This is a genomic window from Polaromonas sp. P3_B1 (assembly GCF_056402935.1).
This window is the reverse complement of sequence record NZ_JBFUGK010000061.1, coordinates 1-17807: the sequence shown is the minus strand read 5'-3', so window position 1 is coordinate 17807 and position 17807 is coordinate 1. Positions and strand designations below refer to the sequence as shown.

Annotated in this window: 4 protein-coding genes; 1 reads left to right on the top strand and 3 read right to left on the bottom strand. The window is 64.7% G+C overall.

Annotated elements, in window-relative coordinates:
- Positions 1-270 precede the first annotated feature (270 nt).
- The 3 genes from AC1DXS_RS23875 to AC1DXS_RS23865 form a co-directional block, all read right to left on the bottom strand.
- Positions 271-12228 carry a YDG domain-containing protein gene (locus AC1DXS_RS23875; RefSeq protein ID WP_477739925.1) on the bottom strand — a complete coding sequence of 3986 codons (11958 nt, stop codon included), beginning with the start codon at positions 12226-12228 and terminating at the stop codon, positions 271-273.
- A 1030-nt stretch (positions 12229-13258) separates the two neighbouring features.
- Positions 13259-15361, bottom strand: coding sequence for a D-(-)-3-hydroxybutyrate oligomer hydrolase (locus AC1DXS_RS23870; RefSeq protein WP_477739924.1), 2103 nt, complete (start codon positions 15359-15361; stop codon positions 13259-13261).
- A gap of 256 nt (positions 15362-15617) precedes the next feature.
- Positions 15618-16271: a helix-turn-helix transcriptional regulator gene (locus AC1DXS_RS23865; protein WP_477739923.1), complete on the bottom strand. Its 654-nt coding sequence runs from the start codon at positions 16269-16271 to the stop codon at positions 15618-15620.
- Positions 16272-16574: 303 nt separating this feature from the next.
- On the opposite strand from AC1DXS_RS23865, the gene AC1DXS_RS23860 reads away from it, so the two are divergent.
- Positions 16575-17702 carry a threonine synthase gene (locus AC1DXS_RS23860; protein ID WP_477739922.1) on the top strand — a complete coding sequence of 376 codons (1128 nt, stop codon included), beginning with the start codon at positions 16575-16577 and terminating at the stop codon, positions 17700-17702.
- The last annotated feature ends 105 nt before the right edge of the window (positions 17703-17807 follow it).

Below are 17807 nucleotides of genomic sequence, written 5' to 3'. Positions count from 1 at the left end.
GGTCCAGACGGATAAGGGCAAAAACGTGTCTGAGCGAAGCGAGTTGTTTTTGACCCCGTCTGGACCGAGCACCGCAGGCTGCCCCGTAGCGAAGCGAAGGGGACGCAGACACCAGGGTCGCCTTTTCTTTTGCTTACTTTTCTTTTGGCGAAGCAAAAGAAAAGTGAGTAGCTGCCGGGCTACCCCCGGCCAGCAGCTCCGCGCAGAGGGCGGTGAAGGGAGGAAGAAGGAGAGGGGAAGGAGCGCGCCCGCCGGAGCAAGACCCGGCCCCTATTCCTCTCCAGTCTTGCCGGCTTCAGCGGCAGCCGCAGCCAACGCATCGGCAGCCGCATCACCACCACCGAAGCCACCGCCGCCAGCGCCACCGCCCGACGAACCGCCAAGGCCGGCGACGGCCTGCAGGGCCGCGTCATACGAGCTGACCAACCCAGCATTCCCCAGCGCCGCAGTGCTGGCGTTGGAGGTCGTGATGCTGAGCGCGCCATCCACAAAACCCAGCGCATAGTTGCCCGAGATCGAACTCAGCCCGCCTGGTGTGATCAGGTAGTTGCCGGCGGCCACTGCCCCCTGCGAGGAGCCGCCGTAGGCCAGCGTGCCGCCTATGTCGGCCTGCGTGTCGCCCGCCACAAAGCCGTTGTAGCTCACGCCGTTGCCGCCGCTGTAGGCCGAGCCGTTGTACAGCTTGGTATCGCCGTTGGCCGTCACCGTCAGCGCCTTGGGCGTGATGTTGGCGGTCGTGCTTGTCGACGTGTTCAGCAGGTTGTAGTTGCCGGCGTCGGTGCCGCCCAGGGCAATGTTGTTCACGCCGACCGTCTTGCCGGTGCCGGCATTCTTGTCGGCAAAGTTGGCGGTCCCGGTGACACCCACGACATCGCCGGCCACGCGGTTGTCGCCGTAGACCACCGCGGCCACGGTGCTGCCGTCGTACACCTTGTTGACACCCGTGGCCGTGACCGTCAGGTCGGCCTTGTTGATGGTACTGGTGGTGTTGTCGGCGTAGCTGACGTTGTAGTTGTTGCCGCCGTTACCGTCGGCCACCGTCACACCAGCGGTGGTCACCGTCTTGTTACCGGTGCCGGCATTCTTGTCGGTAAAGGCGAAGGTGCCGCCGCTGACCATGTCACCCCCAAACATCGTGCCGGCCGTTATCACCACCGATCCAGTTGCGCTGGTGGTGCCGTCATAGGTTTTGGTGACGTCGTTGGTCGACAGCGTCACGCTGGCCCGGGTGATGCTGGCCTGCTGCGTGCCGCCCGTGAAGGTGTAGTTGCTGGCCAGGCCGCTGCCATCCACCAGGTTCAGGCCGGCGACCGTCAGCGCCTTGTTGGTGCCCACATTCTTGTCGGCCATGGTGGCCGTGCCCGTGAGGCCCAGGGTTTCGCTGCCCACCAGCGGGCCGATATTCAGCACGCCGGCCGCCACGTTGGCCGTGCCGTCGTAGCTGCGCGTGCCCGAAACACTCACCGCAAACGGGTTGATGGTGCTGGTGGTGTTGTCGGCGTAGCTGACGTTGTAGTTGCCGTTGTTCACGCCATCGCCCACCGTCACGCCCGCTGTCGTCACCGTCTTGTTGCCGTTGCCGGCGTTCTTGTCGGTAAAGGCGAAGCTGCCGCCCGTCAGACTGTCGCCACTGAACAGCGTGCCGCCGGTCACGGTCGCGCTGCCCGCAGCCGTCGTGTTGCCGTCATAGGTCTTGGTGACGTTGCTGCTGGACACCGTCAGGTTGGCCTGGTTGATGGTGCTGGTGGTGTTGTTGGCGTAGCTGACGTTGTAGTTGGCGTTGTTCACGCCGTCACCCACCGTGACGCCTGAGGTCGTCACCGTCTTGTTGCCCGTGCCGGCATTCTTGTCGGTGAAGGCGAAGCTGCCGCCCGTGGCGTTGTCGCCTGCAAACACCGTGCCGGCCGTCACCACAACAGCACCCGTCGCGCCGGTGGTTCCGTCATAGGTCTTGGTGACGTCGGAGGTCGACAGCGTCACATTGGCCTTGTTGATGGTGCTGCTCGTGTTGTCGACATAGGCGATGTTGTAGTTGCCTGTGACATCGACGTTGCCGCTGTCCTTGATGGTCAGGCCGCTGGCCTGCACCGTCTTGTTGCCGCTGCCCGCGTTCTTGTCGGTAAAGGCTTGCGTTGCGGCGGTATTGATTACCTCGCCCGCACCTGCGCCTGCCAGCGCACCGACGGAGCCCGTACCCGTGGCATTGAGCGTTCCGTCGTAAGTCTTGATCACCGCATTGGCCGTCACCGTGAGGTTGGCTTTGTTGATGGTGCTGGTGGTGTTGTCGGCGTAGCTGACGTTGTAGTTGTTGCCGCCATTGCCATCGTTGACCGCCACCCCGCTGGTCGTCACCGTCTTGTTGCCCGTACCGGCGTTCTTATCGGTAAAGGCGAAGCTGCCGCCCGAGATGCTGTCGCCGCCGAACACGGTGCCGCTGGCTACTGCTGCGGTGCCGGAAGCGGCCAGAGTGCCGTCATAGGTCTTGGTGACGTCGCTGGTCGTCAGCGTCAGGGTGGCCTTGTTGATGGTGCTGGTCGTGTTGTCGGCATAGCTGACGTTGTAGTTGGCGTTGTTCACGCCGTCGCCCACCGTCACGCCGCTGGTCGTCACCGTCTTGTTGCCCGTGCCGGCATTCTTGTCGGTGAAGGCGAAGCTGCCGCCGGTGGCGCTATCACCTGCGAACACCGTGCCGGCCGTTACCACCACCGCACCCGTCGCACCGGTGGTGCCGTCATAGGTCTTGGTGACGTCACTGGTGGACAGCGTCAGGTTGGCCTTGTCGATGGTGCTCGTCGTGTTGTCGGCATAGGTAATGTTGTAGTTGCCCGTCACGTCAGCATTGCCGCTGTCCTTGATGGTCACGCCGCTGGCGCGCACCGTCTTGTTGCTGGTACCAGCGTTCTTGTCCAGGAAGGCCTGGCTGCCGGCGGCATCGACCACCTCACCCGCGCCAGCCCCGGCCAGCGCGGCCACCGTGCCTGTACCCGTCGCGCTGGTGGTGCCGTCATAGGTCTTGGTCACCACATTGGCCGTCACCGTCAGGTTCGCCTTGTTGATGGTGCTGGTCGTGTTGTCGACATAGGCGATGTTGTAGTTGCCCGTGACGTCCACGTTGCCGCTGTCCTTGATCGTCACGCCGCTGGCGCGCACCGTCTTGTTGCTGGTACCAGCGTTCTTGTCCAGGAAGGCTTGGCTACCAGCGGCATTCACGACCTCACCCGCTCCGGCACCTGCCAGGGTAGCGACGGTACCGGTACCCGTGGCGCCAAGCGTGCCGTCGTAAGTCTTGGTCACCGCATTGGCAGTCACCGTCAGATTGGCCTTGTTGATGGTGCTGGTGGTGTTGTCGGCGTAGCTGACGTTGTAGTTGGCGTTGTTCACGCCATCGCCCACCGTCACGCCTGTTGTCGTCACCGTCTTGTTGCCGGTACCCGCATTCTTGTCGGTAAAGGCAAAGGTTCCGCCCGTGGCGCTGTCACCTGTGAACACCGTACCGGCCGTCACCACAACTGCACCCGTCGCGCTGGTCGTGCCGTCGTAGGTCTTGGTGACGTCGCTGGTGGACAGCGTCACATTGGCCTTGTTGATCGTGCTGGTGGTGTTGTCGGCATAGCTGACGTTGTAGTTGTTGCCGCCATTGCCGTCGTTGACGGTCACGCCGGCCGTGGTCACTGTCTTGTTGCCCGTGCCGGCGTTCTTGTCAGTAAAGGCGAAGCTGCCGCCCGAAATGCTGTCGCCGCCGAACACGGTACCGCTGGCTACCGCCGCGGTGCCGGAAGCGGCCAGGGTACCGTCATAGGTCTTGGTGACGTTATTGGTCGTCAGCGTCAGATTGGCCTTGTTGATGGTGCTTGTGGTGTTGTCCACATAGCTGACGTTGTAGTTGTTGCCGCCGTTGCCGTCAGTCACCGTGACGCCCGCCGTGGTCACCGTCTTGTCGCCGGTTCCGGCATTCTTGTCGGTGAAGGCAAAGGTTCCGCCCGTGGCGCTATCACCTGCGAACACCGTGCCGGCCGTTACTACCACCGCGCCTGTGGCGCCAGTCGTGCCGTCATAGGTCTTGGTGACGTTGCTGGTGGACAGCGTCAGGTTGGCCCTGTTGATGGTGCTGGTGGTGTTGTCGGCATAGCTGACGTTGTAGTTGGCGTTGTTCACGCCATCGCCCACCGTCACGCCTGTTGTCGTCACCGTCTTGTTGCCCGTACCGGCATTCTTGTCGGTGAAGGCAAAGGTTCCGCCCGTGGCGTTGTCGCCGGCAAACACCGTGCCGGCCGTTACCACCACCGCGCCTGTGGCGCCTGTCGTACCGTCATAAGTCTTGGTGACGTCGCTGGTAGACAGCGTCACATTGGCCTTGCTGATCGTGCTGGCGGTGTTGTCGGCATAGCTGACGTTGTAGTTGGCGTTGTTTACGCCGTCACCCACCGTCACGCCGCTGGTCGTCACCGTCTTGTTGCCGGTACCCGCATTCTTGTCGGTAAAGGCAAAGGTTCCGCCGGTGGCGCTGTCGCCGGCAAACACCGTTCCGGCCGTTACCACCACCGCGCCTGTGGCGCCTGTCGTACCGTCATAAGTCTTGGTGACGTCGCTGGTAGACAGCGTCACATTAGCCTTGTTGATCGTGCTGGTAGTGTTGTCGGCATAGCTGACGTTGTAGTTGGCGTTGTTCACGCCATCGCCCACCGTCACGCCCGTTGTCGTCACCGTCTTGTTGCCGCTGCCGGCATTCTTGTCGGTAAAGGCAAACGTTCCGCCCGTGGCGCTGTCACCGGCGAACACCGTGCCGGCCGTTACCACCACCGCGCCTGTCGCGCCGGTCGTGCCGTCGTAGGTCTTGGTGACGTTGCTGGTGGACAGCGTCAGGTTGGCCCTGTTGATGGTGCTGGTAGTGTTGTCGGCATAGCTGACGTTGTAGTTGGCGTTGTTTACGCCGTCACCCACCGTCACGCCGCTGGTCGTCACCGTCTTGTTGCCGCTGCCAGCATTCTTGTCGGTAAAGGCAAAGGTTCCGCCCGTGGCGCTGTCGCCGGCAAACACCGTTCCGGCCGTTACCACCACCGCGCCCGTCGCGCCAGTCGTGCCGTCATAAGTCTTGGTGACGTTGCTGGTGGACAGCGTCAGGTTGGCCCTGTTGATCGTGCTGGTGGTGTTGTCGGCATAGCTGACGTTGTAGTTGTTGCCGCCATTGCCGTCATTGACCGTCACGCCGGCCGCTGTCACCGTCTTGTTGCCCGAGCCCGCATTCTTGTCGGCAAAGGCAAAGCTGCCGCCGCTGGCGGTGTCGCCGCCCAGCAGTGCCGTGCCCGCCGCGGCCACCGCCGTGCCGGCGGCTGAGAGCGTGCCGTCGTAGGTCTTGGTCACATTGCTGCTGCTCAGCGTCAGGTCGGCTTTGGCGATGTTCAGCCCGCCGCCGATGATGTCGTAACCCTGCTGGTTCGAGTAATAGCCCGTGCGGTAGCTGCCCGCATTGCGCCCGCTGGCATTGCTGCCCGACACGCCAACGACGGCGATGATGGGGCCCGTCTGCGTGCCGCCGTTGTAGGTCAAGCTGGTGTCGCCCAGGTTCAGCGCAGTCAGGAAGCTGCGCAGCAGCGGGCCGGTATTGCCTTCGTAGACGCGCCAGATGGTTCCGTCGCCGCCCACGTTGCTGGCGTTCCAGCCGGCGTCGATAAAGGTCTGGGCCTTCATCATGTCCGCCGTGAGTATGCCCGTGCCGCCGCCCGCGCTGGTGGCCTGGCCAGTGGTCTGGGTGTCCCAGAAACTGCCGGTCACCGTGCCGCTGTTGTCCAAGCCCACCAAGCCGCCTGCGCTGGAGGTTCCCGCCACAGCACCGGTGGCATAGCTGTTGGTGATGGTGCCGCTGTTGGTGCCCGCAAGGCCACCCGTCGTATTGTCGCTGCTGGTGCTCACAGCGCCACTGGCATAGCTGTTGGCGATGGTGCCGCCGTTGTTGTTGGATCCCACCAGCCCGCCGGCATTGGCATTGGTACCGACCACGGTGCCGGTGGCGTAGCTGCCGCTCACGGTTCCGTTGTTGACTCCCGCCAAGCCCCCCACATCATTCCCGGCGGTCACACTGCCGCTTGCATAGCTGTTGCTGATGGTTCCATTGTTCGCGCCGACCAACCCGCCCACGATCTGCATGCCGTTCACGGTCGCCGAACTATGGCTGTTGGTAATCGTCCCAATGACGCTGCCCACCAACGCGCCTACAGCGCCGTTGCCGGTGACGCTGCCGCCCGTCAGCCCCAGGTTGGAGACCGTCCCGCCATACAGGTAACTGACTAAACCAACGTTGCTGTCGCCAGGCCTGTTGATGACCAGTTGGTCGACCACATGGCCGCCGCCGTCCAGGCTGCCGGTAAATAGCGTACCGGCGGCTATCGGCTTGAAGCCCGCACTCGCATTCCAGTTCACGGTGCCGCTGGCATCAATGTTGTTGGCCAGCTTGAAGTTCTTGTCCAGCATGCCGTCGGAGCCCGCGCCCTGCAGGCCGTAGATGTCGGCAATCCGGTAGGCCGTGCCGGTGCTCAGGCCGTCACCGCCCAGCGCGCGCACAAAGGTGCCGCCGCTGATGCGGAAGTCCCCGGCCGAGAACGCGGGGAGCGTCCCGCCGACCTGGCTGAAAGTACCGGCCTTAAGGTCGAACACTCCCGTGACGTTGATGGCCGCCGGCGCGTTGATGCTGCCCTGGGCATTGAGCGCCAGTCCCGCGGCACCGATGGCGCTGCCTAGGCTGATGTCGCCCGCCGTGGCGGTCAGGCTGATGTTGTCGTTGGTGGAAGCAAAGGCATTGCCCACCGTGATGCCCGAGGTGGAGTTGGACGTCAGGCTGACGTTTTGCGCGGAGCCGCTGTCGGTGCTGATGCTGTAGTTGGCGGTGTCCAGCGCATTGTCGGTGGCCACGGCGATGTCGCCGCTGGCACCCGTGGTGGTAAAGCTCTGCAGGCCGGTGGTGTTGGCGCCCAGCGCGATGCCGTCCCGCGACGAGGCGGTCAGCGTCGTGGCCGTGATGTTGTTGGTGCCGCCGTTGGCATCGGTGATCGCACCGGCCGAAGCGGTCAGCGTCACGTCTGAACCGGAAACAGTCTTCACATCCAGGCTGCCAGCCGTGGCCGTCAGGTCCACCGTGCCGGTGGTGGCGACATTTTCGATGCCACCACCGTTGGCCAAAGTCACGGCGATAGGCCCTGTAGTGCTGGTGGCGGTCAGTGCCGCCGCATCGGCTCCGAGGCTGATGCCGGTGGCCGCGGTGGCCGTCAGCGCGCCAGCCGTCACCTGGCCCGTGCCGCTGATGCTGCCGCTGCCGGCGGTGAGCTGCACCGCGCGTGTAGGGTTGCTGACGGTGTTGTTGAGTGCCAGGTCAGTCGTTCCGCTGAGGGCCAGCGTGCCATCGGCCACGGCAACAGGCGCGCTCACTGTCAGCGCGCCGCCCGTGGTGCCCACGGCCACATTGCCGGTTCCCGTAGTCGACACACCGTTGATCGCGCCGCCGGGAACGGTGCCACCGCCAAAGGTCACCTGGTCGATCGCCAGCGCCTTGTCGTTGCTGATGCCGATGTTGGTGCCGGCCACCGCGGAGAGCGCATTCACGCTGGTGTTCAGCGCGTTGTCACCGCCCGCGCCGTCACCGATGTAGCCGCCGGCGCGGACCGCCAGGTTGTTGGCGGTCAACGCCGTGGAGGTACCGGCCTGCTGGACGTTCGCGCCGGCAGAAACGTAAATGTCGCCGGTCGTGGTCTGGGCGCTTGCGTTGTTCGAGAAGATGACGTCACGCCCGGCTTCAAGCCGGATATTGCCGTTGACGGCCGACAGCGTGCCGCTGGTGTTGATGGTCAGGTCGTTTCCGCCACCCGCGCTCAGGCTGATGTTGCCGGCGCCATTGCGGCCCAGGCCGTTCACCGTGAGCGAGCCATTGCTGGTGGCAATGTCGATGTCGCCCGTCGTGAACAGGTTCTGCACCTGGGTGCCGGCCAAAGACACGTTGCCGCCGCCGTAGATGACGCGCGTGTTGCCCTGGCGTGTGGCCGTGAAGACGCCGCTGATCGCATTGCGCGCCGTTCCCGTCACCGGGATGATGCCCAGGCGCTGGCTCAGGTCGCCCGCCCCCGTGCCGGCGCCTATGCCGCGGTTGGCCGACACGGCCACCGAGGAGCCGTTGAACCAGCTGCCGGGCACCTGCTGCACATAGCCGTCCGCGGCGGTCACGACCACCGCCTTGCTGGCGCCTGCGGTGCCGCCGGCCAGGGCGGTTCCGCCTGTCGCGTCAATGCCGCCAATCGAGACATTGTGGTTGGCGTTGCCGGCAATCACGGTCACGCTGCCGCCCGCGCCGCCGTTGTTGGCCACGGCGGCGCCGCCCAGGGCATTACCACCCTTGGCATTGGCGTTACCGGCCAGGCTGACGCTGCCGTTGCTGGCATTCAGGGTGATGTTGCCCGCGGCGCCTATGGAGCAAGTGGCGCCGTTGCTGCAACCGGCGTTTTCGACATAGCTGGAAACATTGCCGCTGCCGGTGATGTCGGAATTGGCGCCCGTGGTGGTGATGCTGACAGTGCCGCCGGTTCCCGACACAATGGTCGCGCTGCCGTAGTTGGTGTTGACCCGGTTGAGCGAGCCCGCGCCGCCGTGCGCGTCAAGGTTGCTGAACTGGATGGTGGCGCCCGCGCCCACCGTGCCCAGCGTGACATTGCCGGCATTGCCGCCATTGCTGCCGGGCTGGGAGTTGGCGACGTACTTGCCGCCCCAGGTGCCTATGGTCCCCGTGGTGATGGAAGCCGCGCCCGTGCCGGCCGTTGTCACCAGGACGGTGCCGCCGCTGCCGCCATTGCCGATGTATCCCGCCTGGCCGCCCTGGGCGGAGAGATTGCCCACACTGATGCTGCCGGCGCCGCTGTTGCCCGTGTTCCTCAGCGTGATGTTGCCGCCGTTGCCGCCCGTGCCGAACATCCAGGCAAAGTTGGTGCCGCCACCGCTGCCATTGCCGCCATTGGCCAGCACATTGCCCGAGATGGCGATGCCGGCGCCGGCGGTGGCCGTGGTCACGCTCACATTGCCGCCCTTGCCACCGGAAGTGGCGTTGTTGCTGGCCGTGGTGCTGCCCGCATTTCCGCTGGTGCCTTGCGCGGCGAGGTCGCCAGTCACGGTGATCGAGCCGCCATTGGCACCACTGGTGCTGAGCTGGATGTTGCCGGCGTCCGAGCCGTTGGTGTCCATGCTGCTGGCCGCGCCCGAAGTCCTGATGGCGGCGCCTCCGCTGCCCGTGGCCGTCAGGGTACGGCCCGCACTGATGGCCACGTTCGCACCCACGGTGGACACCGTCAGCGCGTTTTGCGCATAGTGGTCGTCGGCTGCCAGCGTGATGGTGTTGGCGCTGCCGCCGGTGGTGGTGACGGCCTGGTTGAGTGTCAGGTTGTCCGTCGTCCCGCCGGTATCGACGGTAGCCAGCGAGATCGCACCGCCCGTGCTGCTCACGCCGGCGATGGCGCCGCCCGGAACCGTCGACCCCGCGAAAGTGGCGGTGTCAACCGTCAGCGCGCCGGTGTTGCTCACCGAGATCGCGCCCGGCGCCACGGCAGAGAGCTTGTTCACCTGGGTATTGAGCTTGTCCGCAGCGCCGCTGTTGCCGACGTAGCCGCTGGAGCGTATCGCCAGGTTGTTGGCCGTGACGGCAACGCCGGTGCCGCCCTGCCGGATGTTCCGCCCGGCCAGATAGACGTCGCCCGTGGTGGTGACAGCGCCTGTGCCGTTGAAGGTGATGTCGCGGCCGGTGAGCTGCACATTGCCGCCATTGGCGCTGACGGTTGCGCCGTTGGCGATGGTGATGTCGCCCGCGGCGGCGTCGGTCGCACTCAGAGCCAGCGTGCCACTGCCGACCGATGAGGCGCCCAGCGTGAGCGAGCCACTGCCGGCGTTGATGGCGACATTGTTCGCGCCAAGGTTGTTGACGCTGACTGCGCCGGTGAAACTGTTGGCGCCGGTCAGGCTGACCTGGCCCGCGCCGGCGTTGACGCTGGTCGTACCGCCTACCACCAGGGCACCGGCGGTTTGCTGGATGGCCGCATTGCTCGCGGCGAGCGCCAGGTTGCCGGTCGCCGTGAGGTCCTGGTTGATGTTCAGGCCGTTGGTCGCGCTCAGGCTGAGGTCTTTGGCGCTCAGGGCGCCGCCCATGGCAATGGCGCCGCCCGACAAAGTCAGGTTGCCCGTTCCGGCATTAAAGGCACCCAGTGTCAGAGTGCCGCCGTTGGCCGCCATGTTGACGTTCTGGTTGACGCCCGTCAGGGTCAGGGCGTTGAAGTCAAGGTTGCCGGTCACGCTGACGCTCACGTCATGGGCGGCGGTGATGATCGGGTTGCCGACGGCCGAGTCGCTGCTGAAATCGATCTGCCCGCCGCCGCCCGTTCCCTGCGAAGTCAGGTTGAGCGTGCCTATGGCGCCGCTGGAGGCGTTCACGCGTATTCGGCCGTTGCCCGTGTTGCCCGCTGACGCAGTGAAGTTGCCGTTGCCCAAGACCATGACGTTGGCGGCGGAGTTGGGGTCGCTGCCCCGGATGTTCGTGCCCGCGTACAGGTCGAAGGAGCTGGCTCGCCAGTCCACGCCGCTATTCACGATCAGTTCACCCGTGGTGGCTTTCAGCTTCAAACTGCCTGCATTGATCTGCCCCAGGTCGCCGATGCTGCCGCCGGCCGTCATGTCTATCGCGCCGGTGTTCGTGTTCAGGGTTCCGCCGCCGGTGATGTCGCCGCCGGCGTTGGCCGTCAGCGCGAGGGCGCCGGAGGAGGAAGTGACATTGGCGTTAAAACCGATATTGCCCGCGGCGGTCATTGTCAAACCAGCCGCGCCTCCAGCGCTTTTCCCGATAGCCTGGTTGATATTGATGTCGCGCTCGGCGGTCAAGGTGAAGGTGTTGCTGTCCGTCCGGTTGATGGCCTGGTTGACATGGATGTCGCCGTTGCCGCCGGCCGTGCCCATGGTGGCGGTGGCGATTTCAAAATTGCCGCCGGTCAGGGCGGTCGCGACGGCCGTGGCAGACATGTCGCCCGTGGCGGAGATGGTGAAGTCGTTCGGATCTATCAACCATTTTCCGGTGCGGCCGCCACTGCCTTCAGCGGCCAGCGTAGTGACCCTGGCGCTGTCGGCCACCTTGACGTGCGCGGCGGACGTTTCAACAAACCCGCCGTCGCCGCCCGTGGGTGCCGAAGCATCCAGCGTTCCGCCCACATGGACCGTGCCGCTCTCCATGTCGCCCATCAGCAATATGCGGCCGGCCTTGTTCTGTATCGTCCTGGCTTCAATGACGCCGCTGTTGTTGACCGTGGCCGTGGTCAGGCTGTCCATGGCCTTAGCCGACAGCAGCACCTGGCCGCCGTCGGCTTTGATCAGCTGTTTGTTCTCGGCCAGCGCATTGATCGCGCCCTGGTCAATGCTGTAGCCCAGCAGGCTGCCGTTGTCCAGGTTTAGCGTGACCTTGTTGCCTGCTGCCAGCAAGGCGGTTCCCAGCGAGGCGGTCATCACACCTTCATTGCGCACCTCAGGCGCCAGCAGCGCCAGATAGCCACCGGGCGCGGCGTTCAGCGTTCCCTGGTTGACCACCGAACTACCCGAACCGGTGAACACATGGTTGCCGGCCATAAAGTCGGCATTGCTCATGGACAGCGTCGAAGCCACCAGGCCGCCGACATTGACTTGCGAACCCGCGCCAAACAGCACGCCGTTGGGATTGAGAATAAACACCTGGCCGTTGGCCGTGAGGCTGCCCAGCAATTCACTCGGGCTGCTGCCCGTGATGCGGTTCAGCGCAATAGCCGCCGCATTTGGCTGGTTGAACCTCAGTGCCTCATTGGCCGCAGTGGAGAGCGAAGTCCAGTCGATGGCCACACGCTGGGTGCTTTGGTTGATGGTGGTGGTGTTGCCCACCGTCGAAATGCCGGCGGCGCCAGCCGACACACTGGCATTGGCCGCATCGGCCGCATGCGCTTCATGCGTGAGCACAGCCAGCGAAGCCAGCAGCACTAGCGCCGCGCGGCAGGCCGTGTTGAGCCTGAAGCCTGTGCCGCCGCCCCCTTGCCCCTCCCCCTCCTCGGCCTGCACGGAATCCCATTGCACGCTGCCCTGCACCGAACCGCCCTTGCTTCGTCCTTTGGCGTTTTCCGCCACGGCCACCCAGAGGCTGAGGGCGGCATTCCAGACAAGACGATAGATGCGGTTCATGCTGGCGTGGCTTTTCATGATGAGGACTTCCGAAAAAAACTGAGGCGACACTACGGGCCACGGGCTCGCGCCTCGCGCGTACCCGTGACAAAACGTGCAAATCGTAAAAGTCCATCCCCCGCCTGTATGTCCCCAGTTATGGGGACGCGACGCTTGTGCCGATGTGAAAATTTCCCTTTTGGGACGCGCACTTTCGCCGCACCTTCAACACCTTCGCCTGATTGCAAACGCATGGACTCCGATTACATGCGGGGGATTCTGTGTAACAAGCTTGCATGCGGCAATACTGCCGATGCAGTAGTGGCCGGGGTAAGCCCCCGGCTTGTCCCCAGTTTTGGGGACAAGACGGGGGGCCGGGTCTTGCGCCGGCGGCGTGCGCTCTTCCTCTTCATCCTCCTCTTTCCTCTGCTGAGGGCGGCTGGCCGGGAGTGGCCCGGCGGCCAGTAACTTTCTTTTGCTTCGCCAAAAGAAAGTCACCAAAGAAAAGGCGACCCGCAGTCTGGGTCCCTTCGCTTCGCTGCGGGCAACCTGCGGTGCTCGAGCCAAGCGGGGTCAAAAACAACTCGCCTGACGGCTCAAACACGTTTTTGCCCTGATCCGCTTGTCTCTGCGCTCCTCGGCCCAGCCAGAACGGGGCAATCGGGAGCGGGAACGGAGACAAAAGACAAAGAAGACCAATACAAACAAGGACACGCCATGGCGTGTCCTTGTGGCTTCAGGTATTGGGGGGTGTCTTCGGCAGTTTGGCTGTTCGGTATCCGGGCCCCTTGTGTATGCGCCGAGGAGCGCAGGTCCAGACGGATAAGGGCAAAAACGTGTCTGAGCCGCAGGCGAGTTGTTTTTGACCCCGTCTGGACCGAGCACCGCAGGCTGCCCCGTAGCGAAGCGAAGGGGACGCAGACACCAGGGTCGCCTTTTCTTTTGCTTACTTTGCTTTTGGCGAAGCAAAAGAAAAGTGAGTTGCCGCCGGGCAACCCCCGGCCAGCTGAACTAAGAAGAGCCAGCACCGCCGGAGCAAAAAAACTCAGCCGGCGCCGCCAAACCCCAACTAATCCGCTACCGTCACAACGTTATTGGCAAACGTAATGCGGTTGCCGACATCCGGCACCAACTGAATAGCCGGTACGTTGGCAAGCGTAATCGGATTGACAACAGTGCCCGTCTGCCCGCGCGGCACAGTCCGCACCACTTGGCTCCCCGGCAGCGGCGCGCCAGTCTTGAGGTGGGCATACATCATGTCCATAGCCTGAATGAAATACCGATGCAGCGGCACCAGCCGCGCACCGTACCCCGGAAAACCCAGGAAGGCATCGAAGTGCTGGGCGTTGGTGACCTCGATGTAGGAAAGCTTGCTGGCTTGGCCCTCGGCCATTTTGTTGAGGCCGAAGTAAGGCCGCGAGGTCAGGGCCACCGGCACGAGTGTGTCGGAGCGGCCGTGCACGATCAGGGCCGGTTTGCCTTGCAGGTTGGCGCTGCGCAGCACCTGCTGTATGCCTTCGCGCACGCGCAGGCCTGCGGGGCTGTTGCCGGCCACCAGGGCACGCAGGCACAGTGCGCCTGCGCTGTTGTAGTCCTGAACATTGCCGGCCGAGACCGAGGCCGCGTCGAGCAGCGGGCCGCCCACACTGTTGTTGTTGACGATGGCGATGCCGGCCGTGGGCGGGACGCCGTTGCCGGTGCCGAAGGACGTCGCCAGTGCGGCGGGTGATACCGGCACGGGGACATTCGGCGTGGGTGAGGTCGCCGGGGCGGTGGCGGCGAAGCTGTAGTCGCACACATTGTCTTGCACACCGAAACGGCCATAAGCATTGGCATAGGTCAGCGCGACCGGCAGCGTGGCGAATGAGTAATGCGAGGCTTGCAGGTCGTTGCTTTCGGGTTGCCAGCCGGCGGCGTGCAGCACGGCCATGGCGCCGGCTGCCTGCTCAGCCGTGGTGTTGCCGTTGATGAGGCCCTGGGCCTTGAGCACCGCGCAGCGGTTCGCGGCGATGGCCGGGTTGACGGTGTTGAAGACGTTGGTGGATGGCGAGACCAGCGCGGCGCAGGGCTGCAGCAAATTGGCCAGCGTGATGTAGTCGTACAGCGGCCTGCCGGTGCCGGCCAGCGTGCTGTTGCCGCGCCGCACGCTGAGGCGGTTGTCGGGCACGAGCTGCACCTGCGGCTCGGCGACGGCCACGCCGCTGATCAGCCCGCGCGTATCGAGTTCAGCCGCGGCCAGCGCCGCGCCCGCGCCGTTGGACACGCTGGAGGCAATCACAATCGTGTTGGATGGGTTCAGCGTCCTCAGGCGCGAGCTGCCGTCGTGCGCAACTGCGCCGTAACGTTCGTTCAGCACAAAGTAGGCGAACTCCACGGCTTGCAGCGTGAAGCGGCCCCAGTCTTTTTCGGAGTTCTGCTGCGAATGCGCATGCTTGACGGCAAAACGATTCGGCGTGGCCGCGTTAAAGGCCGTGCGCTCGGCCGTGCTCAGCTGGGCGGTGAAGTTGGAGGCCGCACCGGCCGCCACCGCATCCGCGCGCAAGCCGTTCTGCAAATGCACCGTGTTGTTCTGCAGGTCGTGCATGCCGCTGCCCGTGCCCTTGTCGGTATAGGCCACGGCGCAGCCGTTCTTCAAACCCCATTCGCCCGAAGAACCGATCGCGCCGTAAACACCGCGCGAGCCGCTGGAGGTGCCGGTGACGATGCAGGCATTGGCCGGGTTAAAACTTGCCGGCACCTGCACCATCATGGTCACGTTGTGGCGGCCGCTGCCGTCGTCCGAGTAGGCGATGAACTCGGTGCCCGCGATCTTGCCCTCGCCGGTGGTGGCCACGCCGCGCGCATCCACATTCGGGCCGTAGAGCGTGCCGTAGCCGCCGGCCGGCGAGATGTCGAGGATGGCGCGGTAGTTGTTGTAGATCGCGATGCGCCGCAGCTCGGCCGCCGTCGGGTTCAGCGGGTCCACCGGCTGCGGCGCCGTGCCGCCCAGGCCGGTCTTGCCCAGGCCCGCCGTCAGCAGGTCGTCGTTGCCGCCGTCATACACACCAACGCTGATGGGGCCCAGGTAGGCCGGCTTGGTGTTCTTGGCTTCGCCCGCGCCGCTGCCGCAACCGGCCAGCAAAGCGGCCGCGGTGAGCAGGCCCAGGCCTGTGGTGATGGTGGTGTTTTTCATCTCATCCTCCGTTGATGTTGTCGCGCTTGCAGGTGCGACCATCATCATCGGGTCAAGCGCGCCTGGCTGCGCGCTTTTGGCGATTTGATTTGTAAGGGTTTTGCCTCTGGCTGGGGCTGAGGCAGCGACTTCAAAAAAGCGCGCGGTGCAATCACACGCCGCAGGCCCTCACCCTAACCCTCTCCCAGAGGGAGAGGGGACTTACTCCCTCCCCCGCTGGGGGAGGGCTGGGGTGGGGGCCAGCGGCCGCCGAATCCTACTTCGCGTCGCTGTACACCGTCGCCCGCGACACCCCCATATGCGCCGCCGCGATCTCCGCGCCGCGGCGTATTTCCAGGTAGCCGGCCTTGCGCAGGTCCTGCACCAGCTGCTTGCGGTCCGCCGGCCGCAGCGAGCGCGCGGTCGTCGCGCGCGCGGCGGCGAATTCGTCGATGCACTGGTGGATGCGCTCGGCATTCGACGCGTCCAGCGTCTCGGTCACGGCGCTGCTTTCAATCGCGGTGAACTGTCCCATCGCGGCCTGGAAGCCGTTGAACAGCGTCAGGTCCACATTCAGGCAGATGGCGGCCACATAGTCGCCCGCTTCATTGCGTATGCCCACCGAGGTGCTTTTGACCTTGCGGCCGTCGGCAAACTGGTTGGCGTAGTTGGCGATCACCGCCGGATAGTCCGGGTCCTGGATGCGCGCCAGGCCCAGCTCGGTCGCGGGCTGGCCCACGCGCCGGCCGCTTAAATTGTTTTCAATCGCGAGGATGGCGTTCTTGGGGTGCGTGAGGTCGYGCACCACCACCTCGCAAAAAGGCGCAAAAGTCTTGCCCAGGCCCTCGGCAATGTTCTTGAGCTCGGCGAGCAGGTGCTTGTTGCTGGGCTTGCTGGCGGGCTGGGGGGGCTTGGCGGGTGCTTTGGGCATGGCGGTGGTTTCAAGATTCAGACAAATTGTCTGGTTGCTGATCGTAGCGCAGTGAATGAGTTGGATGCCGGTTGGCCCCCATCCCAACCTTCCCCCAGCGGGGGAAGGAGCAACACCTCTCTGACTCCCTCCCCCGCTGGGGGAGGGTGGGGGTGGGGGCCAGCGGCCATCCAACAAGCACAGCGATACATCACACGCAGCCGGCCCACTCCCCCCAGTGGGGGAAGGAAGCCGGAAGAGTTGTTTGACGATTTATCTAATATTGGATATATTATCTAAAACATAGACGATGATTCAAGCCCCATGCAGGCCCACTACCTAGACCCCCGCACCGGCAAACACTACCCGCTCACTGACCGCCGCTGGCGCTCCGACGCCGGCAATCCGTTGATGCTGAGCGCGCTGCCCGGCATCAGCCGCGACGACATCGACACGCGCGAGCGCTCGCTCTGGCGCTACCGCGCTGCACTGCCGCTGCCAATCGACAGCCGCGCCAGCATGGGCGAAGGCTGCACGCCGCTGGTCGAAAAATCCTGGGGCGGGCTCTCGCCCTTGTTCAAGCTCGAATGGTTTAACCCCACCAGCAGTTTTAAAGACCGCGGCGCCAGCGTGATGGTGTCCTTCCTCCAGCAGCTGGGCATACAGCACATCCTCGAAGACAGCTCAGGCAACGGTGGCGCGGCGATTGCGGCCGCGGGCGCGGCGGCCGGCATGCAGGTCAAGATTCTTGCGCCCAGCTACACGCCGCTGCCCAAAGTCGCGCAGATACGCGCTTTCGGCGCCGAGGTGCAACTCGTCGAAGGCCCGCGCGAGGAATCCGAATACGAGGCGATACGCCAGTCCGACAACATCTTCTACGCCAGCCACAACTGGCACCCCTTCTTTTTGCAAGGCACCAAGTCCATCGCCTATGAACTCTGGGAAGACCTGGGCTTCAAGGCGCCCGACAACATCATCATCCCGGCGGGCGCCGGCAGCAATGTGCTGGGCTGCCACATCGGCTTCAGCGAGCTGCGGGCCTCGGGCCAGATCAGGAAGCTGCCCAAACTCTTCGCGGCCCAGCCGCTCAATTGCTCGCCCATAGACGCGAGCTTCAAGGCCGGCAGCGACGGCCCCGTGGAGCGCGCCGTGAAACCCACGATCGCCGAAGGCACGGCCCTCAAGCGGCCCATACGCCTGCCGGAGCTGCTCAAGGCGATTCGCGAATCGGGCGGTGGCACCGTCGCCCTGACCGAAGCGCAGATCGCCGCGGCCGTGCGCCGCCTGGCCGGCATGGGCCTGTATGCCGAGCCCACCAGTTCCTCGGCCGCCGCGGCGCTCGAAGTCTTGCACGCCTCGGGCGCGATCAAGGCGAATGAAAGCACGGTGGTGCTGCTGACGGGCACGGGGCTCAAGTCCACGCAGTTCATGACGGAGTTGTTTGGCGGCTAGTTTTCCTCTTTTTCCCTCCCCCGCTGGGGGAAGGTGGGGATGGGGGCCGGCGGCGGGTGATGTTGCACCGCGCCTGTTTGAAGGCCGTACTGGCCCCCAAGCAAC